The organism is Neobacillus sp. YIM B06451 (genome assembly GCF_032667185.1).
In the GTDB taxonomy this organism is placed as follows: domain Bacteria; phylum Bacillota; class Bacilli; order Bacillales; family Cytobacillaceae; genus Bacillus_D.
Map to the genome: position 1 here is coordinate 512,837 of NZ_JAVFKJ010000002.1, position 23,445 is coordinate 536,281.

General features: G+C 49.0%; 21 protein-coding genes and 1 riboswitch. Of the genes, 6 read left to right on the plus strand and 15 right to left on the minus strand.

Features of this window, described 5'->3' with window-relative positions; all coding sequences use genetic code 11:
• Positions 1–222: 222 nt before the first annotated feature.
• Together RB160_RS07180 and RB160_RS07185 are read left to right on the plus strand one after the other, a co-directional pair.
• A complete protein-coding gene (locus RB160_RS07180) occupies positions 223–921 on the plus strand; it encodes an ABC transporter permease (protein WP_316569544.1) in 699 nt (232 codons plus the stop codon).
• Positions 918–1,652 (plus strand): ABC transporter ATP-binding protein, encoded by a 735-nt coding sequence (locus RB160_RS07185; protein WP_316569545.1) that lies wholly within the window; start codon positions 918–920, stop codon positions 1,650–1,652. Before RB160_RS07180 ends, RB160_RS07185 begins: the two co-directional genes overlap by 4 nt.
• 597 nt (positions 1,653–2,249) lie before the next feature.
• On the opposite strand, the gene RB160_RS07190 is transcribed toward RB160_RS07185, so the two are convergent.
• A complete protein-coding gene (locus tag RB160_RS07190; protein ID WP_316569546.1) occupies positions 2,250–3,623 on the minus strand; it encodes a HAMP domain-containing sensor histidine kinase in 1,374 nt (457 codons plus the stop codon).
• Complete coding sequence (locus tag RB160_RS07195; RefSeq protein WP_316569547.1) at positions 3,616–4,314, minus strand: response regulator transcription factor; 699 nt, start codon at positions 4,312–4,314, stop codon at positions 3,616–3,618. Before RB160_RS07195 ends, RB160_RS07190 begins: the two co-directional genes overlap by 8 nt.
• Positions 4,315–4,885: 571 nt before the next feature.
• Here RB160_RS07195 and RB160_RS07200 point away from each other — a divergent pair.
• Entirely contained in the window at positions 4,886–6,250 is a 1,365-nt protein-coding gene (locus tag RB160_RS07200; protein WP_316569548.1) for a sensor histidine kinase, read from the plus strand.
• 71 nt (positions 6,251–6,321) lie between these two features.
• Here the strand turns inward: RB160_RS07200 and RB160_RS07205 are convergent, their stop codons facing one another.
• Complete coding sequence (locus tag RB160_RS07205; protein ID WP_316569549.1) at positions 6,322–7,848, minus strand: flotillin lipid rafts scaffold protein FloT; 1,527 nt, start codon at positions 7,846–7,848, stop codon at positions 6,322–6,324.
• 11 nt (positions 7,849–7,859) lie between these two features.
• On the minus strand, positions 7,860–8,402 hold the full coding sequence (locus tag RB160_RS07210) for an NfeD family membrane protein (protein ID WP_316569550.1): 543 nt from the start codon (positions 8,400–8,402) through the stop codon (positions 7,860–7,862).
• Between the two features lie 197 nt (positions 8,403–8,599).
• On the opposite strand from RB160_RS07210, the gene RB160_RS07215 reads away from it, so the two are divergent.
• Complete coding sequence (locus RB160_RS07215) at positions 8,600–8,734, plus strand: hypothetical protein (protein ID WP_316569551.1); 135 nt, start codon at positions 8,600–8,602, stop codon at positions 8,732–8,734.
• A gap of 132 nt (positions 8,735–8,866) precedes the next feature.
• Here the strand turns inward: RB160_RS07215 and RB160_RS07220 are convergent, their stop codons facing one another.
• From RB160_RS07220 to RB160_RS07235, 4 genes are all read right to left on the minus strand, one after another.
• On the minus strand, positions 8,867–9,244 hold the full coding sequence (locus RB160_RS07220) for a hypothetical protein (RefSeq protein WP_316569552.1): 378 nt from the start codon (positions 9,242–9,244) through the stop codon (positions 8,867–8,869).
• 430 nt (positions 9,245–9,674) lie between these two features.
• Positions 9,675–10,415 (minus strand): amino acid ABC transporter ATP-binding protein, encoded by a 741-nt coding sequence (locus tag RB160_RS07225; protein ID WP_316569608.1) that lies wholly within the window; start codon positions 10,413–10,415, stop codon positions 9,675–9,677.
• 93 nt (positions 10,416–10,508) lie between these two features.
• Positions 10,509–11,207 (minus strand): amino acid ABC transporter permease, encoded by a 699-nt coding sequence (locus RB160_RS07230; RefSeq protein WP_316569553.1) that lies wholly within the window; start codon positions 11,205–11,207, stop codon positions 10,509–10,511.
• Positions 11,194–12,024, minus strand: coding sequence for an amino acid ABC transporter substrate-binding protein (locus RB160_RS07235; RefSeq protein WP_316569554.1), 831 nt, complete (start codon positions 12,022–12,024; stop codon positions 11,194–11,196). Before RB160_RS07235 ends, RB160_RS07230 begins: the two co-directional genes overlap by 14 nt.
• A 288-nt stretch (positions 12,025–12,312) precedes the next feature.
• Between RB160_RS07235 and RB160_RS07240 the strand changes: the two genes are divergently transcribed.
• Positions 12,313–12,888, plus strand: coding sequence for a nucleotidyltransferase family protein (locus RB160_RS07240; protein ID WP_316569555.1), 576 nt, complete (start codon positions 12,313–12,315; stop codon positions 12,886–12,888).
• A 157-nt stretch (positions 12,889–13,045) separates the two neighbouring features.
• Here the strand turns inward: RB160_RS07240 and RB160_RS07245 are convergent, their stop codons facing one another.
• The 7 genes from RB160_RS07245 to RB160_RS07275 all read right to left on the minus strand — a co-directional run bounded on the left by RB160_RS07245 (position 13,046) and on the right by RB160_RS07275 (position 21,379).
• A complete protein-coding gene (locus tag RB160_RS07245; RefSeq protein WP_316569556.1) occupies positions 13,046–14,473 on the minus strand; it encodes an amino acid permease in 1,428 nt (475 codons plus the stop codon).
• 115 nt (positions 14,474–14,588) lie between these two features.
• Positions 14,589–14,764, minus strand: a riboswitch (Lysine riboswitch).
• A gap of 135 nt (positions 14,765–14,899) precedes the next feature.
• A complete protein-coding gene (locus tag RB160_RS07250) occupies positions 14,900–16,102 on the minus strand; it encodes a membrane-associated sensor domain-containing protein (RefSeq protein ID WP_316569557.1) in 1,203 nt (400 codons plus the stop codon).
• Between the two features lie 181 nt (positions 16,103–16,283).
• On the minus strand, positions 16,284–16,805 hold the full coding sequence (locus tag RB160_RS07255; protein WP_316569558.1) for a hypothetical protein: 522 nt from the start codon (positions 16,803–16,805) through the stop codon (positions 16,284–16,286).
• 214 nt (positions 16,806–17,019) lie between these two features.
• The gene (gene nadE, locus RB160_RS07260) at positions 17,020–17,844 is read right to left on the minus strand and encodes an ammonia-dependent NAD(+) synthetase (protein WP_316569559.1); all 825 of its coding nucleotides are present in this window, start codon (positions 17,842–17,844) and stop codon (positions 17,020–17,022) included.
• 249 nt (positions 17,845–18,093) lie between these two features.
• Positions 18,094–19,605, minus strand: a complete 1,512-nt coding sequence (gene cls, locus RB160_RS07265) for a cardiolipin synthase (RefSeq protein WP_316569560.1) — start codon at positions 19,603–19,605, stop codon at positions 18,094–18,096.
• Between the two features lie 44 nt (positions 19,606–19,649).
• Positions 19,650–20,249 carry a hypothetical protein gene (locus RB160_RS07270; protein WP_316569561.1) on the minus strand — a complete coding sequence of 200 codons (600 nt, stop codon included), beginning with the start codon at positions 20,247–20,249 and terminating at the stop codon, positions 19,650–19,652.
• A gap of 107 nt (positions 20,250–20,356) precedes the next feature.
• Positions 20,357–21,379: a ThiF family adenylyltransferase gene (locus RB160_RS07275; RefSeq protein WP_316569562.1), complete on the minus strand. Its 1,023-nt coding sequence runs from the start codon at positions 21,377–21,379 to the stop codon at positions 20,357–20,359.
• A gap of 177 nt (positions 21,380–21,556) precedes the next feature.
• On the opposite strand from RB160_RS07275, the gene RB160_RS07280 reads away from it, so the two are divergent.
• Positions 21,557–23,398 carry an aldehyde ferredoxin oxidoreductase family protein gene (locus tag RB160_RS07280; protein WP_316569563.1) on the plus strand — a complete coding sequence of 614 codons (1,842 nt, stop codon included), beginning with the start codon at positions 21,557–21,559 and terminating at the stop codon, positions 23,396–23,398.
• The last annotated feature ends 47 nt before the right edge of the window (positions 23,399–23,445 follow it).

Consider the following 23,445-nt stretch of genomic DNA (forward strand, 5'->3'; position numbering starts at 1 on the left):
TAGTCCTTGATCGTTTTATAGTTTAATAGAATTACAACGTAGGAATCGGCGTTTTTGAAAAATGGCACTCTATTCATTTGGCTGTTGATTTCTACTTAGGGAACAAGCCTAAAACAGGAACGCCCGACTAAAATAACCACTAGCTGGGAAATTGGCTGCAAATTTAGACACTTAAACTAATGACCATAAACACCTCTACCATACATGAAAGGCCTGTCTGCGATGGATTTGATAGTTGATGGATTTTTAAAAGCAATAGAGATGATCTTGTCTGGAGACAGGGAAATCTTCGACATAACGCTGTTGACACTCCGGGTATGCTTCCTGTCAATCCTTGTCAGCACGCTTATCGGCATACCGTTTGGAATGCTCATCGGGCTCGCCCGGTTTCCGGGGCGTAGCCTCTTGATGGTGTTCATCAACATCGGGATGGGGCTGCCGCCAGTAGTCGCGGGCCTGACGATCACAATTATGCTCTGGCGTTCCGGACCTCTTGGAGACCTGTCGCTCCTTTATACGCCGACCGCTATCGTGCTGGCACAGATCCTCGTGTCACTGCCAATCGTCACCGGGCTGACGGCATCGGCGTTCCAGGCGCTTGACCCGAAACTACTTTTACAAATAAAAGCCCTTGGCGCGACGAGAGCGCAATCGCTTTGGCTACTGCTTAAAGAAGCAAAAATCGCCATCCTTGCCGCTGTCATGGCCGGTTTTGGCCGCGTAATTGCCGAAGTCGGCGCCGCGATGATGGTCGGCGGAAACATCAAGGGCGACACGCGTATCCTAACAACATCCATCGTCATGGAAGTTTCGAAAGGGAACTTCGACGTCGCCATCGCCCTTTCATTCATCTTGATGACCCTGGCATTCCTGATCACGTTTTTCCTGACAACACTCCAGCAAAGGAAGCGGCCGCTATGAACCCATACCTTCACTTTCATGGTATCAAGCATTTTTTTGGAAAAAGAAAAGTCCTCGACATCCCTGATTTTTCAATCCTAGGCGGTGAGTTTCTCGGTGTAATGGGGCCAAATGGCGCCGGAAAAAGTACATTTTTAAAAATTGCATCCTTCCTTGAAGCGCCAGCGGAAGGTACTATTTCGTACAAGGGCGAGGCCGTTCCTGATAACGGCGCGCCTCTTGATCTGCGCCGGAAATTTTCAATCGCGCTTCAGCAGCCCCTTCTGCTCGATACGACCGTGATGCAAAACATAGCAGTCGGCCTGAAGCTACGCAAAGTTCCGCGGGCTGAAATTTGGCGGCGCGCCGAAATGTGGATGGACCGGTTCCAAATCAGCCACCTTGCCCGGAAAAATGCCCGCTTTTTGTCTGGCGGCGAGGCACAGCGTGTGTCGCTTGCACGGGCTATGATTATTGAGCCGGAAATTTTGTTTTTGGACGAGCCGTTCTCCGCACTCGATTTTCCTACAAAAATCAAGCTAATGGAGGATTTCCGTGAAATTTTCGCAGGGTCTGGCACCACCGCGATGTTCGTCAGCCACGACCTTATGGAAGTGAAACTATTGACGGGCAGGCTTGCAATTATGGTTAACGGCGAAATCAAGCAGTCGGGCCCAACCTTGGATGTATTGGCTGAGCCAAATGAAGCGGCTGCTGATTTCCTTCAGGTTTGGAAGAGATATAGTGTGTAAAGCGGCATTGGGGCCGGGGCTTTCGGCGACCGGGTTTTGCCACTTCTCACTGTGGTTGGACGAGTTCAGCCCGTTCATCCACATGTGGATAATTATGATATTGTGGATACCACCACTTGATATGGGGTGGTATTTTTGCATTTCCTGGGGATAACTGGTATTTGGCTGTGGAATTGTGGACATGTAAGGTTCTGAATGGGGATAAGTGGCTGGAACCTGACACTTTGGGCAGCCTTTTAAAATTTGGATTATTGGCATGTGGATAACAATCGAGCCTGGTTTTGCTTTGGCGGACGGAAGGATGGGGAAATCGTCCACCTGGGGAAGCTATCAGATTAAACAACGATTGAACTTGGCCACATGGCCGAGATATTCAACCCATCCGGCACTTGATTCCACCAAACAGCGCTGGAATTTTACCTAAAAAGCACTTATTAATTCCTAATACACACTTTTTAATGCCTAGTACCCCTTCATGATGCCTACTAGCAATAGAAGTATGTCCAACCAACAGCCGAGGACTGCTCCTAGCGACAAAAAAAAGACCGCCCCGTATAGATTAACGGAGCGGTTTCTTTTTAGGAACACTTTGGGTGCTCATTCCTCTTCCCGCGGAAACCACAGCGTCAACGTTGTGCCTTTTTTCAGCCGGCTTTTCACCTGGATGTTCCCTTTGTGGGCATCCATGAGCGCCTTAACGATCGAAAGCCCGATCCCTGCACCGCCCGTCTTCCGGTCGCGAGACTTGTCACCACGGTAAAAGCGTTCGAAAATATGCGGGATGTCATCCTCTGCAATCCCGGCCCCTTCATCCTCAACAATGAAACCGACCGAGTATTCACTTTCACCCGCCACGGAAATGGAAACCTTTTTTCCCTCAGGCGTGTATTTTAGCGCGTTGTTAATGACGTTTGAAAGGATTTGCATTACCTTGTCCCTGTCGCCGTAAAACCATTCTTCCTTTTCAGGAAGGCTGCAATCAAGTTCCACACCTTTATTCGAAAAAGACGGTGAGAACATGTCCCGAAGCAAGGATAGGACAGCCCCCGCTTCAAGCCTTGCCATCTCCAAATGGATTTGCGGATTCTCCGCCGCGAGCAATTTCTCAAGTTCATTCACAAGCCGGACAAGCCTCATCAATTCTTCATGGCTCGCTTCAAGCCGCTGTGGTGTCGGCTCCCAGATGCCGTCCTGGAACGCCTCGATCTGGCTCCTTAATGTCGCAAGTGGTGTCCTTAGCTCGTGCGCCAAGTCACCGGTAAATTGTTTTCGGAGCATCTCTTCTTTCGAAAGCGATTCGGCGAGATTATTGAACGAAATCGCCAGCTGCTTCACTTCTTCCGGCAGCCCCCTAAGCGGAATCCGGATTTCAAGGTCATGGTTTTGGAGCTGGTTTGCGGCAAACTGAAGCTTCTTCAGCCCGGACGTCAATGTTTTTGAAAAAAACAGCGAAAAGATAATCGCGATAATGACCGTCAGGCAGACGGCTCCGTAAATGTAAAGCTGGATCGTCTGCAGGAATGTTGATTGATCCTTAATAAATCCCCGTGGATAAATCGCGACTACCTCTCCAACCGCCTTATCTGCGACAATGAGCGGATATGACTTGGAGAGCCAGCCTTCCGTATTTTCCGGCACGGCAATCCCCATATTGTTCATTACGGCCCTGATCGCAGATGTATCCCGCCGCGTATGGCCGGCAACATCGTAAACCTGAAAATAAAGCTGCTCTGTCAGCGCGTATTCATTCATCAATCTCAGAGTTTGGTCATCTACCAATTTCCCTTCACGCTGATACCCGGCTTTTACAAGATTGACAACCCTCTCGATCTTCTGGTCGCGGTTTCGCTCAAGGTAGTTATTGAAGCTCTTATCGAACCCCCACTGGATAAAAAGACTAACGAGCACAATCCCGACCATCGACACAAACAGGATGTAAAAAAGCAGTTTCGCCCTGAGCGTCTTAAGCATGCGGAGTGCCCCCGAATTTATAGCCCATTCCGAACACGGTCACAACAAACTGAGGCTGCCTTGAATCCAGTTCGATTTTTTTGCGGAGATTCTTAATATGCGTGTCGACGCTCCGCTCATAGCCTTCATAAAACATGCCCTCATCCTGGATTTTCTCAAGCAAATCCATCCGGCTGTACACCCGGCCAGGATTTTCGGCCATATTCGTCAAAAGCTTGTACTCAATCGGAGTCAGGCTAATCAATTCGCCGTTCATGGTCACTTCCTTTTTCTCTGTATCAATCGTGAGGCCGCCTTTAAATTGAAGTTTATCAGACTTCTCAACCGATTTTTTGGCCCTTCGCAAAATTGCCTGGACACGGACGACAACCTCCCTCGGTGAGAACGGTTTAGTCACATAATCGTCCGCCCCCATCACGATTCCGTTAATTTTGTCATCCTCACCCGATTTCGCGGTAAGCATCAAAATCGGTACCTCCGACTCCTTCCTCACAAGCCGGCACACTTCCTCTCCGGAAATGTCCGGAAGCATCAAATCCAATATAATCATATCAGGGTTTTCCGACCGCGCCTTCTTCAGCGCGTCTACCCCGTTATCGGCTTTCGTAATGGAGTAGCCTTCCCGTTCCAGGTAGGCCTCTAGCACTTCAATAATCATTCTTTCATCGTCAACAATCAGAATTTTTGCCATAAAAATACACTCCTTCCGCCACTTCCATCATACCATCTAAAACACGCGGCAAATTTGAACAATTTTCATCTTCACAAAAACCACACAACTTCTTCATACCATCTACATTCCCTTTTTTTATTATGAAGATGTGGTAAAGAAGGGGACGAAAAGCCCCTGAAAAACCCAAAATTCAGGAATCGATCCTGAAATGCCGTAAGGAAATAAGCCGAATGCCGCATGGTGGGGCCATGACAGCACGAAGCCGAAGCTGACAAGGCAAATCAGATTGCTCAAATACGCAACACTGACTAAACATCTGTTTTACCAAGTTTTTTTGTTTTAACTATCTGGCTTTACCCTTAATTAACCTCCCTTTTATAATACGGGTGCCTGCGACGCAGGGCCCACTTTTTTTTGCCAAAATTCCCCCAAAATGATGTATTCTAAATTTATCTCCCACTCCACTTTTTCCGCAATTGACAAAAGCCTTTATGGCGATTGGATGTTATTTTTCAAAAAAAAGCTCTTGCCTTATTGGAATTCTTTGTACTTCATAATCTTAACTTTGCGCATCGGAGGCAATGTTCCTATGAACAAACTTTCCTTCAAAATTGGCCTCGTCTTTTTTGCGGCCATTTTCCTGCTTCAAATCGTTCTGATGGTGTTCCTCCATAGCAACATCATCCACTCACGGGTAGATGATGAACTTTCCGCCTTGAAGACACGAGGCAACAACCATCGTGAAATTCTCGAGGGGAGCTTTCATGAAGAAACGATCCGCCATATCGCCCTTATGGAATCGCGGACAGACACAATGGTCGTCCTGACCGACACGTACGGCACCATCCTCATGTCGTCAAACACCGTCACCCCTGCCATGAAAACAACGATGGGACTTAGGCCAGACGATGTTCCCCGCCAAGGCATGATCCTTGAAGACGACTGGAAAAACAAGCCGTTCATTACGTCCGTTTCCCCCGTCAGGATGGATGGCGGCGGGATAGGCTATATTTACATGTTCCAGGATACCGGCAAGCTAAAGGAGCTCATCGCTGACATGAACCAACATTTCCTTATTGCCGGCCTGCTCGCGCTCCTGTTCATGATCGGTGCCGTCGCGTTCCTTTCCCGCGTTCTCACACTGCCGCTTGTCAGGATGAACGAAGCAACAAAGCGCATCAGCAAAGGTGACTTCTCGGTTACCTTGCCAAAACTGTCCAAGGATGAAGTAGGCGAGCTTGGCCAATCGATCGAAATCCTCGCACGCGACCTCGCGCTTTTGAAAACCGAGCGCAACGATTTTCTCGCGAGCATTTCACACGAGCTCCGCACTCCGCTCACCTATATCAAAGGCTATGCCGAAATCGCCAGGCGTCCCGACATTTCAACGGCAGAACGCGACAACTATCTGTCAATCATACACGAAGAGTCCGGCAAACTCGCCAAGCTCATCAAAGAACTGTTCGACCTTGCCAAAATCGACGAAAACACTTTTTCCGTCGAGAAAATGGACGTAGAACTAAACCCCTTTTTCAAGGCCCTTTTGGAAAAAGTGGCCCCCGCGTTCAGGGAACGGCAAATCAACCTCCTTCTCGATTGCCCGATGGGGTTGCGCGCAAGGCTGGATCCTACGCGCTTTGAGCAGGTTATCGTCAACCTTTTGGACAACGCCCGCAAGTATTCCGATTCGGGAAGCTCCGTCACCCTGGAAGCGGCTCCCCTGGATGGTGGACGCGTTAGGATAATAGTCCGCGACACAGGGTGGGGCATTCCCGAACAAGATGTGCCAAGGATTTTTGAACGCTTCTACCGCGTGGATAAATCCCGGACCCGCGCACTCGGCGGCAGCGGCCTCGGCCTCGCCATCGCCAAGCAACTCATCGAAGCCCACGGCGGCACCATCACCGCCAAAAGCAAACAAGGAAATGGAACTGAATTTGAAATCATCGTATAGAAAACTAGGTGCCCTAAAGAAAAGCCACTCCAGCTAACTGGAATGGCTTTTCGATTTTCTATTATATGCACTTACATTTTAACAGGTTCCTTTTGGCTCTCTTCCTTGGCAGCATGCTCGATTATATTTTGGCGAAGGCTGTTTTTACCGGCATAGCTTTCAATCAGTTCCTTCAAATCGATGCCGCTGGATGCTTTCAAGGTTTCCTGAAGGCCGGCCATCAGGTTGGTCGCATAGCCTGTCACGCGGTTCGCACCGCTGTTCGCACCGCCGCCGCCAGTATCAACGATGGAAATCTTGTCGATGTTGGCAAGTGGAGCGGCAACCTGCTTCGCATACTCAGGAAGCATCTTCATGATCATATCCATAACGGCTGCCTGGCCGAACTGTTCGAACGCTTCTGCAATCTTTTGCTTCGCTTCCGCTTCGGCAAGACCTTTCAGGCGGATGATTTCCGCATCGGATTCACCCTGTGCCCTTACAGCGTCAGCCTTTGCAAGACCGTCGAGGCGGATGCGCTCGGCTTCCGCTTTCGCCATCGCTTCAATCCGGTATTTGTTCGCTTCGGCTTCAGCCATTTGCTTCGCTTTTTCAGCAGCCGCGGACTGCTCGACCGAGTAACGGTCTGCGTCTGCCTTCTTCTTAACTTCAGAATCGTACTGGCGCTCACGGCGGAGGATTTCTTTTTCTTCAAGCTCGATTTGCTTCTGGCGCTCGATAATCTTAATTTGCATTTCCTGCTCGGTTACCTGCTGCTTGGCGCGTGCTGTTTCTAGGTCGTACGCCTGGTCGGCACGGGCTTTCGCGCTGTCCTGCTCGGCGCGGAATTCAGCGACCTTCAGCTGGTTGATCTTTTCAGCTTCAGCGATTTCAGTTGCACGCTCAAGCTCGGCTCGTTTCGCTTCCTTCGCGGCCTCAGCCCTTTTGACGCGTGTTTCCATTTCAGCCTCGGCTGTTGCGATATCGGCATCTCGCTTAACCTGAGCGATTCGCGGTTTACCAAGCGAGTCAAGGTAGCCGTTTTTATCACGAACATCTTTAATTGTGAATGAAACAATCACGAGACCCATTTTTGCAAGGTCCTGGGAAGCGACACGCTGGACTTCCTGTGAGAACTTGTCACGATTTTTATAAATCTCTTCAACAGTCATCGAACCGAGAATGGAACGGAGATGCCCTTCAAGGACTTCCTTCGCTTCGTTCTCGCGGTCCGATGTCGCTTTGCCAAGGAACTGCTCTGCAGCTGTCGCGATTTCGGAAATCGAGCCGCCGATTTTTATAATCGCAACGCCGTCGGCCATTACTGGTACACCTTGCTCGGTATAAACTTCCGGAGTCGTAACCTCAAGCTTGCTCGACAAAAGGCTCAGCGGTTGGGACTGCTGGAATACCGGCAGGATAAACGTACCGCCGCCACGAATAATCTTGATTTTATTGCCTGACTCATCCACATGGACGTTTTTGTTGCCAAGCATACTGCCTGTCACAATCAGCGCCTCATCCGGCCCAGCCGTCTTATATTTTGTTACGAATACAGCCAAAAGCGCTATCACGATAAATACCGCTACACCTACTGCAATCAACGTCAAATCAATCATTCAATCTCCTCCTAAATCCACTCTTGTTCTAGTTTTTCTTTTACCGCGACTTGAAGTACTCCGTTGGCCGTATCGACAACGAGGACATCTTTGCCGGAACCGATTTCGGTGCCGTCATAGCTTGAAGCGGGCTTCGCAATCCTTCCGCTAATGCTGTCAATCATCACCTCGCCGTACCCGTTCACTGGTATGGACGTAATCACTTTTCCAATCCGGCCCCGCAAATCGGAATCGTTATAGGAAAGCGACGCCTCCGCCTTGGAAAGCGGAACAAGGACGAATACATTCAGCAAGGTTACGAGGATTCCGGAAATTCCCGCGGAAACCAAGAGAATCACCAGCGACGAAAGAGCTGTCACTTTTTCCAAAATAAAGCCGCCGGCCGACAAAAAGGTAATAAATGAAAATAAAAGGACGGGATTAAAAAAATCAAGACTGTCCAACAAGCCTGACAGCAGATCGCTAAACAGCACGTAAATCAACGTCAACGCACCGGCTATGATCAGGCTGTACAGGTAAATCGTTTCTATTGGGATGCCATTAATTGTTTCCATTGTAATCACCCCCGTTTAATGTCTTCCCTTTTATTTTACAGTAAGGTATACGGCGATTGACAGGTAAAGTTTCAATTTCTGCAATAATTGTAAAAATTTTTATACTATTTGGTAAAGCTCTATGCCGTTTGCCCCATTCACAAATAGGGTATAGGTAATTTAACACAAACGAATACATTCGAGGGGAGTGCAACGCAATGGAACCTATCGACCATTTGGCATGGGTCGTGCCAACAGTACTGGGCATCTCCTTCGTCGCTTCATTAATTGCGGTTTCAAAAAAGCCGACTTACCTGACCGACAAACTCAAAAGGCGGAATTATCATAAGTAAACCTGGCGTTTTTCTAACGAAAGGCTGTCTATTTCTATTGGCCAGCTGCAATTTTATTCGAAAAAGCTTGAGGATGCCTCAAGCTTTTTTCAGGTGAATTGCCTTTCCCGACAGAACTTCTTTTTAAAATATTTATTCCAAATCCTTCGCGAACTCGAATTTCGTATCAATGTCCCAATAGCCGATTACAATGTTTCCTTTAAATATATAAAAGGCATGCTCCACCTTTTCCTCTTCATTTTCAAAAATCAGGAATCCGTAAGGCAGATAATCGTAGGTGAATCCCGTCTTCCGCAGAAAACTCCTAGGGCTGTCATTGATCCGGTCAATGATTTCCTCGATTACCGTTTTATTCGTAATAATCACAACCGTTTTATCCATTTTTGTAATCGTCAGTTTATCATAATCCCCATCTATGATGTTATAATGGTGCGCCGCAATAACGATGATCAAGGAAATGCTCGCTAGAAAAGCAATAATGGTAAGCGAAAGCTTCTTCCACCTCACCACCACGCCCCTCCTTTCTATCCTTTTTCTACTATTTTATCATCGCTTTCCATTAATTTGGTAAAAACAACGAAAAATTCCAGGTTCAAAAGTTGGGAAATATTTTTGGAATATTGAGATAAAGGCGAATCATCATAAAAACAGGGCGAATAAATGAAAATATGGGGTGAATTCTTTGAGAAATGGGGTGAATTAATCAAGATAAAGCCAAGCCAACATCGTTATAGACGACTTTTTTGTAAAAAAAGCCCCCGGATTGGGCCCCACCATAGTTATCTCCTTCAAATTCAAGCGCCTGCCGCTATCTTTGGACGTGGATATCGCTCAAATCATAAGGAAAAGGCTAAAATTCCCTAAAATCACACAAAAAAACAGCCCGATCGCAAAAATCGGACTGTTAATTTAAAATCTTCGAGCCAGCTGGCCCAAACCACTATTCGGGCCGGATAAGGTTAAGGAATTGCCTCGTTCGTTCGTGTTTCGGGTTGGTAAAGAAGGTTTCGGGGTGATCGCGCTCGACGACGACGCCTTTGTCCATGAAGATTACTTCATTGGCGGCTTCGCGTGCGAAACGCATCTCGTGGGTGACGACGACCATGGTCATCCCCTCGTTCGCCAAATCCTTCATAACCTTCAATACTTCCCCGACGAGTTCGGGATCCAATGCGGATGTCGGCTCGTCAAACAACATGACTGCGGGTTCCATTGCAAGCGCCCGGGCAATGCCGACCCGCTGCTGCTGCCCGCCTGAAAGCTGATGCGGGTAATAATCGAGCTTATCGCCAAGGCCAACCTTCTGCAGAAGCATCGCGGCTTTTTGCCTGGCATTCTCCCTGTTCTCGCCTTTAACAGTAACCGGCCCTTCCATCACATTCCCGAGAGCCGTCATATGCGGGAAAAGATTGTAGCTTTGGAACACCATCCCGGTCAGGCGCCTGAACGAAGCAATATCCTTCTTCGGCACGCCACCCGAGAAATCAAGCGTTTGCCCCGCAATCGAGATTCTTCCCTTTGTTGGCGTCTCAAGGACATTGAGGCAGCGGAGAAGCGTTGTTTTACCCGAGCCGGACGGGCCGATGACAACGACCACCTTCCCCTTCCCGACTTCCAGGTCAATACCCTTCAAAACCTCCAGATCGCCAAACTGCTTATATAAACCATTAATCGAAACCATTGGCGCCCCGTCACCGCCATCGGAAAAAACACCGGCACCTTGAAGGCCAACCGTTCCATTTTCAGTACTCATTTAACAGTTCCCCCTTCCCATCTATTTAACATACCGGTCAAACCTTGCTTCCAGCTTGCCCTGGAAGATGGAAAGGATAAAACAGACAACCCAGTAAAGCAGGGCTGCTTCCAGGTAAAGCAGCAAAAACTCATAGTTCGTCGACGCAATCTCCTGCGCGCGGCGGAACATTTCAGTCACGAGAATCATCGCCGCAAGTGACGTGTCTTTTACAAGGCTGATGAACGAGTTCGACAATGGCGGAACCGATACCCTCGCCGCCTGTGGCAAAATAACTCTTTTCAAAAGCTGCGGATAGGTCATCCCGATCGAATAACCCGCTTCCCACTGCCCCTTTGGAATTGACAGGATCGCGGCACGGATGATTTCCGAAGCATACGCTCCCACACTAAGCGAAAAACCGATAACCGCCGCCGGGAACGGATCGATGACAACTCCAATTGTCGGCAGCCCATAGAACAGGATAAACAGTTGTACCAACAGCGGCGTGCCGCGGATCGCGGACACATAGAAGCGCGCGATGCCCCGAAGCACCTTCACTTGGGAAATCCGCGCCAGTGCAGTCAGGATGGCCAAAATCAGCCCCAACGCAAAAGAAATAAGCGTCAACGGAATGGTATTGGCAATAAGTCCTTCCAGCAAAGGCTGGAAGGAATTTTTCGCAATTGTCACTAACCTGTCCATCCGGGCAGGGTCTGTGAAAATACTACTTAAGTACATTCTCACCAAACCATTTCTTTGAGATTTCGTCGTACGTGCCGTCGTCAATCATTTCTTTAAGAGCCTTGTTCACTTCATCCACTAGCGGCTGGCTGTCCTTGCGGAACATCAGGCCGCTCTTTGAAGCATCATCCGAAGTCGCCACTACTTTCACTTTCGCCTCAGGACGGTTCTTTTTAAAATCAAGGAACGCAATCTTGTCATTGACCGTTACATCCACCCGCTTCGAGTTCAAAAGCTCGACCGCCTGGTTGAAGCCCTCAACGCCAACAATTTCCGCGCCGTATTTCCTAGCGATATCAGCATAGTTGCTTGTCATCGACTGAGCAGACTTCAAGCCCTTGATGTCTTCAAACTTGGTCACTTTGTCATTGTCTTCACGCGCAATCAGCACCGCTGCAGACGTGATATATGGCTCCGAGAACAGATACTTCTCCTGGCGGTCCGGACGGATACCGACCTGGTTGGCAATCATATCAAAGCGCTTCGCATCAAGTCCAGCGAAAATCGCATCCCACTGCGTCTCAAGGAATTCAACCTCCACGCCAAGACGCTTTCCGACCTCCTCGGCAATCTCAACGTCAAAGCCGGTCAGCTTGCCCTTATCATCGTGGAACGTGAACGGAGGGTATGTACCTTCCGTACCGACAACAAGTTTCCCTTCATCCTTCACCTTGGAAAGGACATCATTTCCACCAGTCTTCTTTTCTTCATTATTCGTATTGTTATTAGCATTATTTTTGTCGTTCGTACCGCACGCAGCAACCACCAGCACAAGGCTTAGCATGAGCGCAAACAGAATCGATAACTTCCTCAAAATCAATACCCCCTAATTCTTATTGGTTTGGTCAACATTAAACATCATATTACAGGAACGCCAGCCATGTCAAAGATTAATTTCTGTATATTTTACCCTGCCTTTTACAGATTAATCGTTTTCTTGAGGGATATGTTGGAAAGCTGTCCGAATTCCTTCTAAAGACGCCTTTTTGAAAATTGGCCACCCGGGCCGAGCAGGCAGAAACTTTATATAAAATCTACTCCCTACCTCAGTTATTTCCTGTACTATAAACTTTATAGGATTTAAAAAAAGGAGAGGCCCGTAATGGTTATTCGTACCGAAAAAGATATCATTCAAGTGGTCGAGCGGGATAAATGGATGATGGACATCTTACTTGCGGCAAAGTCACTGGATTTACCGGATTGGTGGGTTTGTGCCGGGTTCGTCCGTTCGAAAATCTGGGACACTTTGCATGGGTTTTCAGAAAGGACCCCGATGCCGGACGTAGACGTAATTTATTTTGATAAAGCGGCCCTTGATGAAAGTAGAGAGAAAATGCTAGAGGAAAGATTAAAAGGGATTCTCCCTGGCATTCCCTGGTCTGTAAAAAATGAAGCAAGGATGCATCTCGTCAACCACCTTCCGCCCTACTTATCGTCAGAGGACGCACTGTCAAAATTCCCGGAAACAGCGACAGCCTTAGGCCTGAAGCTTGACGATGAAAACAGAGTCATCCTTTGTGCACCGTGCGGGCTTGCAGATGTCCTCAATTTGGAGGTAAGGCCAACAGCGCATTTTCTCCAAAATCCTGAGCTTGCCCCTATTTACGAGAACCGGATGAAACAAAAAAACTGGAAGGGTATTTGGCCACGAATTACGGTATACCCGATAAAAGAATAATGGTGGACTCAGAAAAACCGCCTGGGAACCCCAAGCGGTTAAGTTGTTTTCTATAAATCTTTTTGCGGCACAGGGTAGAAACTACCTCGCTAAGCTATTGTTCATTGAGCCAAGATAAGCCCATCTTTCAATGGAACTTGAGCAACTAAAGCTAACCTTAAACCGCAGGTCTCTTTTTAACAGACCTGTTTCCCACATTCGCCCTCCAGAGCGGCCCGTAAAAGAAAATACCACTTGCAATGAGAAGCATCCCAAAGGTGAATGTCTTCAGGTCGGCTGTCCCGCCGATGATGACCCAAGTTGAATAAATGGTCGATACCGCGGCAATGATTCCATCGGTCGCACGCGATTTGTCCCCCAAGTATGTCTCCCCAGTCACAACTAGCTTAAGCTGGTATAGCGAAGCGATGAAATAAGGAACGAGATACGACAAGGTCGCAATGAAAATAACGAAACCGAACGCCTTCGAAATGGAGTTCGAAATCGTCGAGAAAATGAACAGCTGGCCAAGTCCGTTTGTAATGATCATCGAACGGACCGGAATGCCTTTTTTGTTTTCCTTTAGGAACCACGGCAGGAAAAGCCCTTGCTTTGCAGCCTGGAACGGGATTTCCGCGCTCAGCATGACCCAGCCAAGAGTCGAGCCGACGAGGCTGATCAAGCCGATTGCAGCGAGCGCCTGGCCACCAGCCGGTCCGAGCACCTTGGTAATCGCGTCAATAAGCGGCTTGTCGGAAGCAATGAGTTCTCCCTGGCTGAGCATGCCCATGACAAGGATGGAGATACCGATGTAAAGCGCGAGCGCGATGAGCAAACCCAGGATGGAAGCCCGTTTTACATCGATTTGTTTTTTCGCCCTTGACGCAAAGACAACAGCGGATTCAACGCCGATGAATGCCCAAAGTGTAGACATGGCGGCTGAATTCACCTGGCCAAGCAAACCGATTGTCTGGCCGCTACCGTCGACCCGCGGAGCGGTGAGCGGCAGGATGTTTGTTTTACTGAATGCGAATAAACCAACAATAATGAACAAAACGAAACCAATAACCTTCGCAGCGGTGGCGGCGAAATTCAGCTTTCCGGCGTTCTCGATTCCGCGCAGAATGATGGCATGGGTTGACCAAAGCATCACCGTGCAGACGATAAACGTCAATCCGTTGCCGACCTTCACGGTTAATCCGCCAATCGAAAACCATTCCGCCTGGCTCGTCAAAATCGGGAAGAACGTTGACAGGTAGCCCGCGAATGTTGTGATAATCGCAATATTCCCGGCAAGGTTCCCAACCCAATAGCCCCAAGTCGCCATAAAGCCTGACAGCCTTGAAGCCTGAGTGCCGGGCCTGAACAATTCCTTCGCATATATTTGCGGCCCGCCCTTTAGCTCCGGCTTGCGAATCGCAAGGTTTCCGAACACAAGGACCGTCATCATAACCCCAAAGCCGGTCAACCCCCACGCCATCATCACGCCTGCAGGGCTTGCCGCCTCAGAAAGCGAGCGCGGCAGCATGAAAATGCCTGATCCAACCATATTTCCAACGACAAGTGCCGTCAATATCCATAAACCAAGTTTCCCTTGTTTATTCATCTATCATGTCTCCTCTCTTCACTGTCTAAAAAGAAGCGGGGAACGTACCCATACTCCAAAAATAGGCACAAAAAAAACACCCCTGATACGGAGTGTATTCGTGCCGCATCAGACAAAACGGGATAGTTCACCATGGTTTCCCATGGCAGTCCTGCACCTATTCGGATACAGTCCCAGCTGACGCAGTCAGTGACCTGCGGCGCTTCGGCGGTTATTCCTTTCATCCGGCCTCCCCGGGGTGCCTGCCCCTCTTCCGAATTACTCCTAATACCCGCGACCTCTACCTCATCTCGCTGATGAGGAATCTATATAATTGGATTATGTGATGTTTTTTAGCCTTACCTAGGATAAAGCCTCGCAGGATGTTTGTCAACCTGTCCCACGCAACGCCCGGCCCGGGTGGCCAATTTTCCAAAAGACCGTCAATTATAGTGTTTTCAAGGCTTTCCCTTTCCTAGCAACAGCCGGTTGCGGCCTTTCACGGGCTCCGTAATGGACAAAATTGGAAACATCGACGGCTGTTCCCGTAATTTCTTCGACCTTCCCGCCTTTTGCGATTGGCACGAGGGAAATGGCAAAATGACGTTTGTTAAAATTGGCCAAAAATGTCTGTTTGGTGCCGGTTTCCCAGCATTCGTGGCAGTAGTCGAGTGCATCGCCTTCCATTGGAGGCAGCAGGTCTTCAACGTCGGTGCCAGTGATTGCGGACGGCTTGAGCCCATTCTCGCGGAGTAGGCCGCCCTCCATATAGGTGAACATTAATCGCCCTTCTTTTTTCGTAAAAGAGAAGACGGCCCCCGGGGCTAGCTTTACAACGGCATTTTCTTCCGGAACCGGTTCCTTTTTCTTCAGGAGAAGGAAAACGCCTTTTAAGATGAAATAATAGCCGAGCACTTTGAAGATGTGTCCAGTAAAATTGTCGAGGTCGAACACGCTTTGGTAAACAGTGAAGATCATCTCCGACAGAAACAGTAGTGTAAAGGCGAGCGCGAGATTAAGGTGTGTCGTGCATTTTTCAAGATAATAATGGTGCAGGCAGACGACGAGTGACAGAAAATGCAGGAAGCTGATGAAGTACTCAAGGCCATTTTTAAGAGGAGTCGTCCCTTGCCCTTCGATAACAAGGACGGGAAGGCTCTTTTCAAAGATGAAAACAATTGCCATGATTGCCAGTCCGAGCATGATTGCGGCGCTTAGAACAGGCTTCCGAAAATCCCTCCTCACGAGCTTGTCCGGCATCAGCATCACTACCAGCATCAGGATAGCCTCGACCATCCGCGCAACAATCCAGAAACAAGTTGCTTTCGCCACGGAGCTCTCTGTCAGAAAGTAGGGCATACCTTTAAAGGTCACCGTGTGGAGGAGGTCGACCATTCCCACTGTGGAAAAAATGAAGAGGATGAGCAGCAGCCTTACTGACCGATTCTGGCCTAGCACCCTCCAGCTATACAAGACAATTACGAACGAAATCATAATACTGAAAAACTCAAGCAGCGCGTGGAACGATACATAGTTCACCGGGTTGTACACCTGAACTAGCTGCGGGTGAAAAACATGGATGCCCATAAGAGTGATGATTGCCCCGGCCACCCATGCAAGAAAACGCCCTTCCGTCATCGTGTTCTTCACCTGACTCCCCCCTTTCAAGCCAATTTTCTCCATTATAAAAGCAATCAAGGGGCTTTGGCGGTGGTGAATATAGCAGATTTATGAAAATTCACGTAACACTTTGTGGCTTGACGACCTTCGGGTGAAGGGGATGGGGCTCTTTGGGCCGAGCCTGATTCCCAAACCATATTTCGTCTGCAAATTACTCCCCAAGCACCCCACGGATTCCGTCAATCAGATCGTACTTCTGTTCCTCAGTATGAATGGCGGTATGGCCGTATTTCGGCATCGACCAATACATGCCGTCACCAATCTCTTGGACGGCAAATAAATACATTTGTCCCTTTCTCAAAAGTTCGTCATTTTCGTATTTCAGCAAATAAAGCTTGCCGCCTTCCTTGTAATACCCGCCGCCCTGGATGACTGTAATACCGCCAAGCAAGGCTCCCTTTATATTTTGCGTGACACGCACCTCAAAAAAAGTGGCGGGGTTTCCCGCATGCGAACCGCGACCTTTTTCCTCAAGGACCTCACCAATGAAAATCAGGTCGACTCCTTCAACAAGCTTTTTCGTATCCGAAAAATCCTTTTCGAACTCGTACGTTTTGTTGACTGTTTCCGCCGAACTTTTAAAATCAAGCAGCATCGTATACTCTTTTACAAAAAAAAGGCCTGCAGCCACTAACAGAAACAACAGCCCCAAACTCCAACTTTTCTTTCTCATCCCGCACCTCACTCTGGACAAAATATCTTCTTCAATTATAAACGTTCGCCGAATTCGAATCTGTGAAAGTTCAAAGAAACCTGGAACGGCATAGGCCTTAAACCAAGCCTCAGCCCCCTTCCCCATGTAAAAAACACAGCCCTAATAAAAAAGGACTGTGTTCCAGTAATCCATATTTGCGAGCTAATAAACCAAGCAGCACCTTAACTAAAATTTACTTCTTCCACCATTCACTATACGGATTGGCCGGCATATGCCGCTTATGCTCTGAAATGATGAAGCGCTGCTCGATTTTCTTGGCGTTCTCTTCGGAAATCTGCTTGCCTTCCAGATAATCATCGATGACATCGTACGAAATCCCGAGCTCAGTCTCGTCCGACTGCAGCGGCACATTGTCAAGCAAATCGGCAGTCGGCTCCTTCAAATACAGCCTCTCGACCGCGCCGAGTTCCTTCATCAGCGCACGGCCCTGCCGCTTATTCAAGCCAGTCAGCGGGAACACATCCGCTCCCCCATCGCCATACTTTGTGAAAAATCCAGTAACCGCCTCGGCCGCGTGATCCGTTCCGATAACAAGCAATCCGTTCATGCCCGCATATGCATACTGCGCAATCATCCGCATCCGCGCCTTCACGTTCCCTTTTTGGAAGTCAGCGAGCACCTGGCCCTCCCCGGCTCGCTCGTACTCCGCCTTCACCGCATCGACGGCATCCTTAATGTTAAAGGTAAACTCCTCATCCGCCTTAATAAAATCAAGCGCTAGCTGCGCATCGTCTTCATCCTTCTGAATTCCATAAGGAAGGCGTACGGCAATGAACTTGGCAGTGTAGCCCTCCTCGCGAAGCTCCTCGGCCGCAAGCTGCGCGAGCCGTCCCGCCAGCGTCGAATCCTGGCCGCCGCTAATCCCGAGCACGAACCCCTTCGCCCTAGCCTTTTTGCAATACTCCTTCAAAAAGCCGACCCGCTTCTTAATTTCCTCCTTCGGGTCGATTTCCGGCTTCACATTCAATTCCGCGATAATACGTTCCTGCATACTCAAAGCAATCCCTCCTAGCCAAAATTACACTTTCCTCACTCTTCAGGGACAGTAAACCCTAGCCGATGTAATGTGTTCCGATTCGAGTGCGAACGAAATCAAGTACGTTGCTGCACCGACATGCACCAAAGACAACTATCCCTAAAGGTCCGATTGATCATCAATTTATTTTAACCCTTCTTGGAAAAATGTCCAAGCAAACAAAGGGTTATCCCCTGATGGATGAGCTTTCACTATCCTGGCCAGAACACTCTATAGAACCCCCGAGAACAAACGAGCGAATGATTCTTTCATCCGGTTCCACAACCCGCGCTTGTAAAAGTCGACAGCGCCAATTTTCTCGCTTTCCTTCATATCCCCTTCAAAATGGGCAACAAGGTCGCGGATCGAACTTGTCCCGTATAGGAACACGTTCACCTCGAAATTCAGGTGGAAGCTCCGCATGTCCATATTCGCCGTCCCGATCGAGGCAAGGTTCCCGTCGACAATGATCACTTTCTGATGGAGAAAACCTTTTTTATACGAATAAACCTCAGCGCCACTGCGGAGCAGCTCCGGAAAATAGGACCTTGTCGCATACTGCGTCAGGAAGCTGTCATTGATTTCCGGCACCAAAATCCTGACCTCAAGCCCTTTCGCCGCGGCAACCCTGAGCGCGGTCCGAATCGACTCGTCCGGGACGAAATAAGGGGTCGCAATCCAGATTGAATGGTTGGCCGCAGCCATCATCGCATAATAAAAATCGCTCATGATTCCTTGCTGCGTATCAGGTCCGCTCGCGACTACCTGAATCGCGCCGTCCAACTCCTTAACTTCAATCGGGTGTCTCTCGATTGGAAATTCATTCAACACCTTTTCCCCGCTAACATACTCCCAATCAAGCAGGAAAATCGTATGCAGCGTGTAAACCGCTTCACCCGTTAGCATCAAATGGGTATCGCGCCAATAGCCAATATTTTCATCCTCACCCAAATACTCAACACCCACATTCAGGCCCCCGACAAAACCGACTTTTCCATCGATAATTACAATTTTCCGGTGGTTCCGGAAATTGAATTTTTGGTTGAAGAACCCGAACTTCAGCGGCGAAAAGGGGATTGCCTGAATACCCGCCTCTCCCATTGCCTTCAGGTCAGCCACTGACAGCGTCATGCTCCCGGCCGCATCGAAAATGAACCGTACCTCGACCCCGGACCGAGCCTTGTCAATGAGAATATCGATAATTTCCTTTCCCAGCCGGTCCGAACGGAAAATATAATATTCAATATGGATATAGGACTCCGCTTTCCGCAGCCAATCCTTTAGTTCCCCAAACGTCTCTTTTCCATTTTTTAAAACAACCGAACGTGATGCCGTGCTAATCGGCGTCTTCGCGGCCTTACCGGCAAACCGCGCGAAATTCTCCTGGCTGCCGACGAGGAAAGTCAAATCCGGCGTAACCTCCGACCGCATCATCCTCTCCCACTGGTCCCGGTTCAGCTGCCGCTTTGACTTAAACAAATAGCCCTTCAAATAAAGCTGGCCCGAATACAGGTAAAAAATATACCCAAGCAGCGGAATGAACACCAGCACATAAATCCACACCAGCGTATGCTGCGCCGATCGATTTTCAAGTATAAGCGAAAACACGCTCACTAAAATAATCCCGGCATACAACAGGCTGAACCCAAGCTTCCATAAAGGTCCCACCCTTGTAAAAAACACCATATACAAAGATATGGTCAGAACAATCACAAATATAAACTCAACTCTCCGTTTTAGCATACGCTCTCCCCAAGTCAGCCGCAGCAAAATTCACTTCCATTTATCTATACCCTTCTCCTTTTGTTTAAAAAACATCCCCTAGCCCAGGCACCATGTCTCTCGAAGGGGATTCCGGTGGTCGCTACGCGGGACGAAGGAGTAAATACCGCGAATATTGATAAACCGACTTCGTTTACTGATAAAATGGTTGCGTTTACTGATAAACCACGTTCGTTTACTGATAAAATAGTTACGTTTGCTGATAAAACCCGTTCGTTTACTGATAAACCGACTTCGTTTACTAATAAACCCCGTTCGTTCTTTAATGATAAAATGGTTGCGTTTGCTGATAAACCACGTTCGTTTACTGATAAAATAGTTACGTTTGCTGATAAACCACGTTCGTTTACTGATAAAATAGTTACGTTTGCTGATAAACCACGTTCGTTTACTGATAAAATAGTTGCGTTTGCTGATAAACCCCGTTCGTTTACTGATAAACCCCGTTGGTTCTTTAATGATAAAATAGTTGCGTTTGCTGATAAACCCCATTCGTTTACTGATAAACCGACTTTGTTTACTGATAAACTCCGTTCGAATGCTGATAAACCGACCGCAAAAGCTGATACACGTTGCTTCGAAGCTTTTAGTCTTTGTAAACGCAAAAAGGAGGGTGCACCCCCTCCTTTTCGGCTATTTCATTAAATACCGTGCACACTTCTGCTCAAAACACCCGGATTTACTAGGCAAATACCCTATAAAATGGCTTGCCCTAAGCTCCTGCGTACCTGGCAAAATACGATTTTGCCTCGGCTAGGTCGTTTGTGCCGTGCACCAGAACGCGTCCGTCCTTGAAGAACACCATGGTGATGCGTTCATCGGGCAAAAATTTCAGCAAAAATGGGTTCGCCGCGGTAACAATGCCTGCTTCACGGAGTACGCCCGCCAATTTTTCCAGTTCGACCGGGTTCTTTTTCCGCGGATTGATCTGGACGGTATCGCGCCCGCATAGCGCTGTGAACGCGACTTGCCGGTCGGAGGAACGGTCGAGGAACTCGAACTGACGTTGCCCGCAACATGGGCAATCCGGATTCCTTCCTTTGGAAATGTCCATTTGCATATTCGAGTTGTACCAAATGTCGATTTGCTCGAGATTCGGGTTGTGCTCGGCTCCGACTAAAATCTTAAGTGCCTCCATCGCTTCGAACGAACCAATGATTTCGGTAACAGGTGATAGGACGCCAATCGTGTCGCACGTCTCGCCAAGCCCAGCCTGCGCGTCCGGGAACAGGCACCGGTAGCACGGCGTCTTTCCTGGTTTAATAACAGCGAACATGCCGCGCGAGCTGACCGCGCCGCCATAAACCCATGGAATCCCGAATTTAACGGCAATATCGTTTACTAGGTACCTCGCTGAAAAGTTGTCGGTGCCATCAACGATAACATCAAACCCCATCAAAAGTTCCTCCGCGTTATCTAGGTTTAAGTCGGCAATGACCGGGTCAATGGTAATTTCCGAGTTAACAGCCCTTAGCCTCTCAGCGGCAGCAACTGCCTTAGGAAGATTTTTAAGCGCGTCGTCCTCGGTGTAAAGCGTCTGGCGCTGGAGATTGGACAGCTCGACCAAGTCGCGGTCAATAAGCCGGACATATCCTACTCCCGAGCGGACAAGATGGTTGGCGATCACGGTTCCGAGGGCCCCCATCCCGACCACTGCGGCCCGGCTTTCAAGCAGCCGCTTCTGCCCTTCTTCCCCAATTGGCTTAAACAGTATTTGGCGTGAATATCGTTCCATCTCCCAGCCTCCCCTTCGTTTCGTCTTTCTTCTATTATAAAAGAAGAAACGAAATTTACTAAAAATTATAAATTGTTTTTTAAAAAAGGAAGGAATATGTAGAACGATGAAGAATATATAACAGGTACATGCCTTTTTTTGCTTAAAATTAAATCCATGTTAGGGGGCTCCGAATCAATGAAACTTGGCGGTTTCAAAAACAGGGAAGCAATTGTTGATTTGACCAATGGAACAGTGGAGTACAGGAGCATTAATGAAGAAGATGCACGGAAGTATATCGGCGGGCGCGGCCTTGGCGTCAAGTATGTCCTTGACAATGGGCCTGAAGTGGAACCGCTTTCCGAGGAAAACATTCTCTGTATTATGACCGGGCCGGTGACAGGCTCCCGTTCCTCGATGAGCGGACGCCTCGCAGTTGTAACGAAGTCACCGTTGACCGGGACGGTAACCGATTCCCATATGGGCGGCTGGACTGCCGCGCGCCTGAAGTGGTCCGGTTTTGACAACATTATTTTTAAAGGAAAAAGCGACAAGCCCGTCTATCTGTACATAGAGGACGGCAAAGCGGAATTGCGCGATGCTTCCGCAGAATGGGGAACGAGCACACGGGCGACAGTAAAAGCGATGAAGGATAGGTATGGCGCGGAAGACCTTAGCGTTATGGCAATCGGCCAGGCCGGGGAAAACACTGTCCGCTACGCATCGTTCATCAACGAGCATGACCGTGCTGCCGGCCGAGGAGGAACAGCCGCTGTCGCAGGATATAAAAAATTGAAGGCCATCGTCATCAAGGCGGCGCAAAAAGGCAATATGCCACAGCCTGCACTTGAAAATGAATACAAAGAGGCCAATAAAAAAGCTGTCAAAGCGATTCTTGAAGGCGGCTTAACGGCTCCGAACAAGGGCGGCCTGTCCGTTTACGGCACGAACGTCCTAACAAACCTGATCAACGAAGTCGGCGCGCTTCCGACGAAGAACGCCCAGTTCACCAACTGGGACCAGGCTGAACTGCATAGCGGCGAGTATGTAAACGAGCACCTGCTAGTTGCCAACAATACATGCCATGCCTGCCCTGTCGCATGTAAAATTGAAGTCGAAGTCAAGGACGGCAAATACAAAACCCGTGTTGAAAGCTTCGAATTCGAATCCGCATGGGCGCTCGGCGCGAACAGCGGGCTGAGCAACTCCGAGGCGATTGCTTATCTGATTGATTCGTGCAACGAATACGGAATCGACACGATCGAGCTAGGAAACGCCTTCTCGGTTACGATGGAAGCGTATGAAAGAGGTATCGTCGATGAGCAGCTTGACTGGGGCGACGCCGATAAGATGATTGAAATGACAAGGAAAATCGCACACCGCGAAGGCTTCGGCGGCATCCTTGCCGAGGGCCCTGCCCGGGCATCCGCAATGTGGGGAGCACCTCACCTGTCAATGTCCGTCAAAGGCCAGTCGATTCCGGCGTACGACCCGCGCGGCATCCAGGGAATCGGCCTCGGCTATGCGACAAGCAACCGTGGGGCGTGCCACCTGCGCGGCTATACCGTCGCATCGGAAATCGCAGGCATCCCGGAACCAACCGACCGCCTGAAGCCTGAAGGAAAGGGCGAGCTCCTCAAAATATTCCAGGACCTTCTCTCCTTCTCCGACTCGATGAATATTTGTAAATTTTCATCCTTCTCCGAGAACGCCGAGCATTATGCCGAGCAGTACAGCACAATGACCGGCATCCCGATGACGGCAGAGGACGTCATGCTCGCCGGGGAACGGATTTACAATCTTGAACGCTATTACAACAACCTCGCCGGCTTTAACCGCCGTGAGGACGACTTCCTGCCAAAGCGCTTCACCGAAGAGCCCGCAACAGGAAACAGCGCCGGATCCGTCAGCCGCATGGACATCATGCTTGACGAATACTACCAGGTCCGCGGCTGGGTAGACGGCGTCGTACCGGAAGAAAAACTACGCGAACTCGGCATCCTTCCCGCCGCCACGGAACAAGGCGGACAGCTCGTATAAAGCTGGGACGGCTTCATATACGGAGGAATGCATCTTTTTTGAAAAGT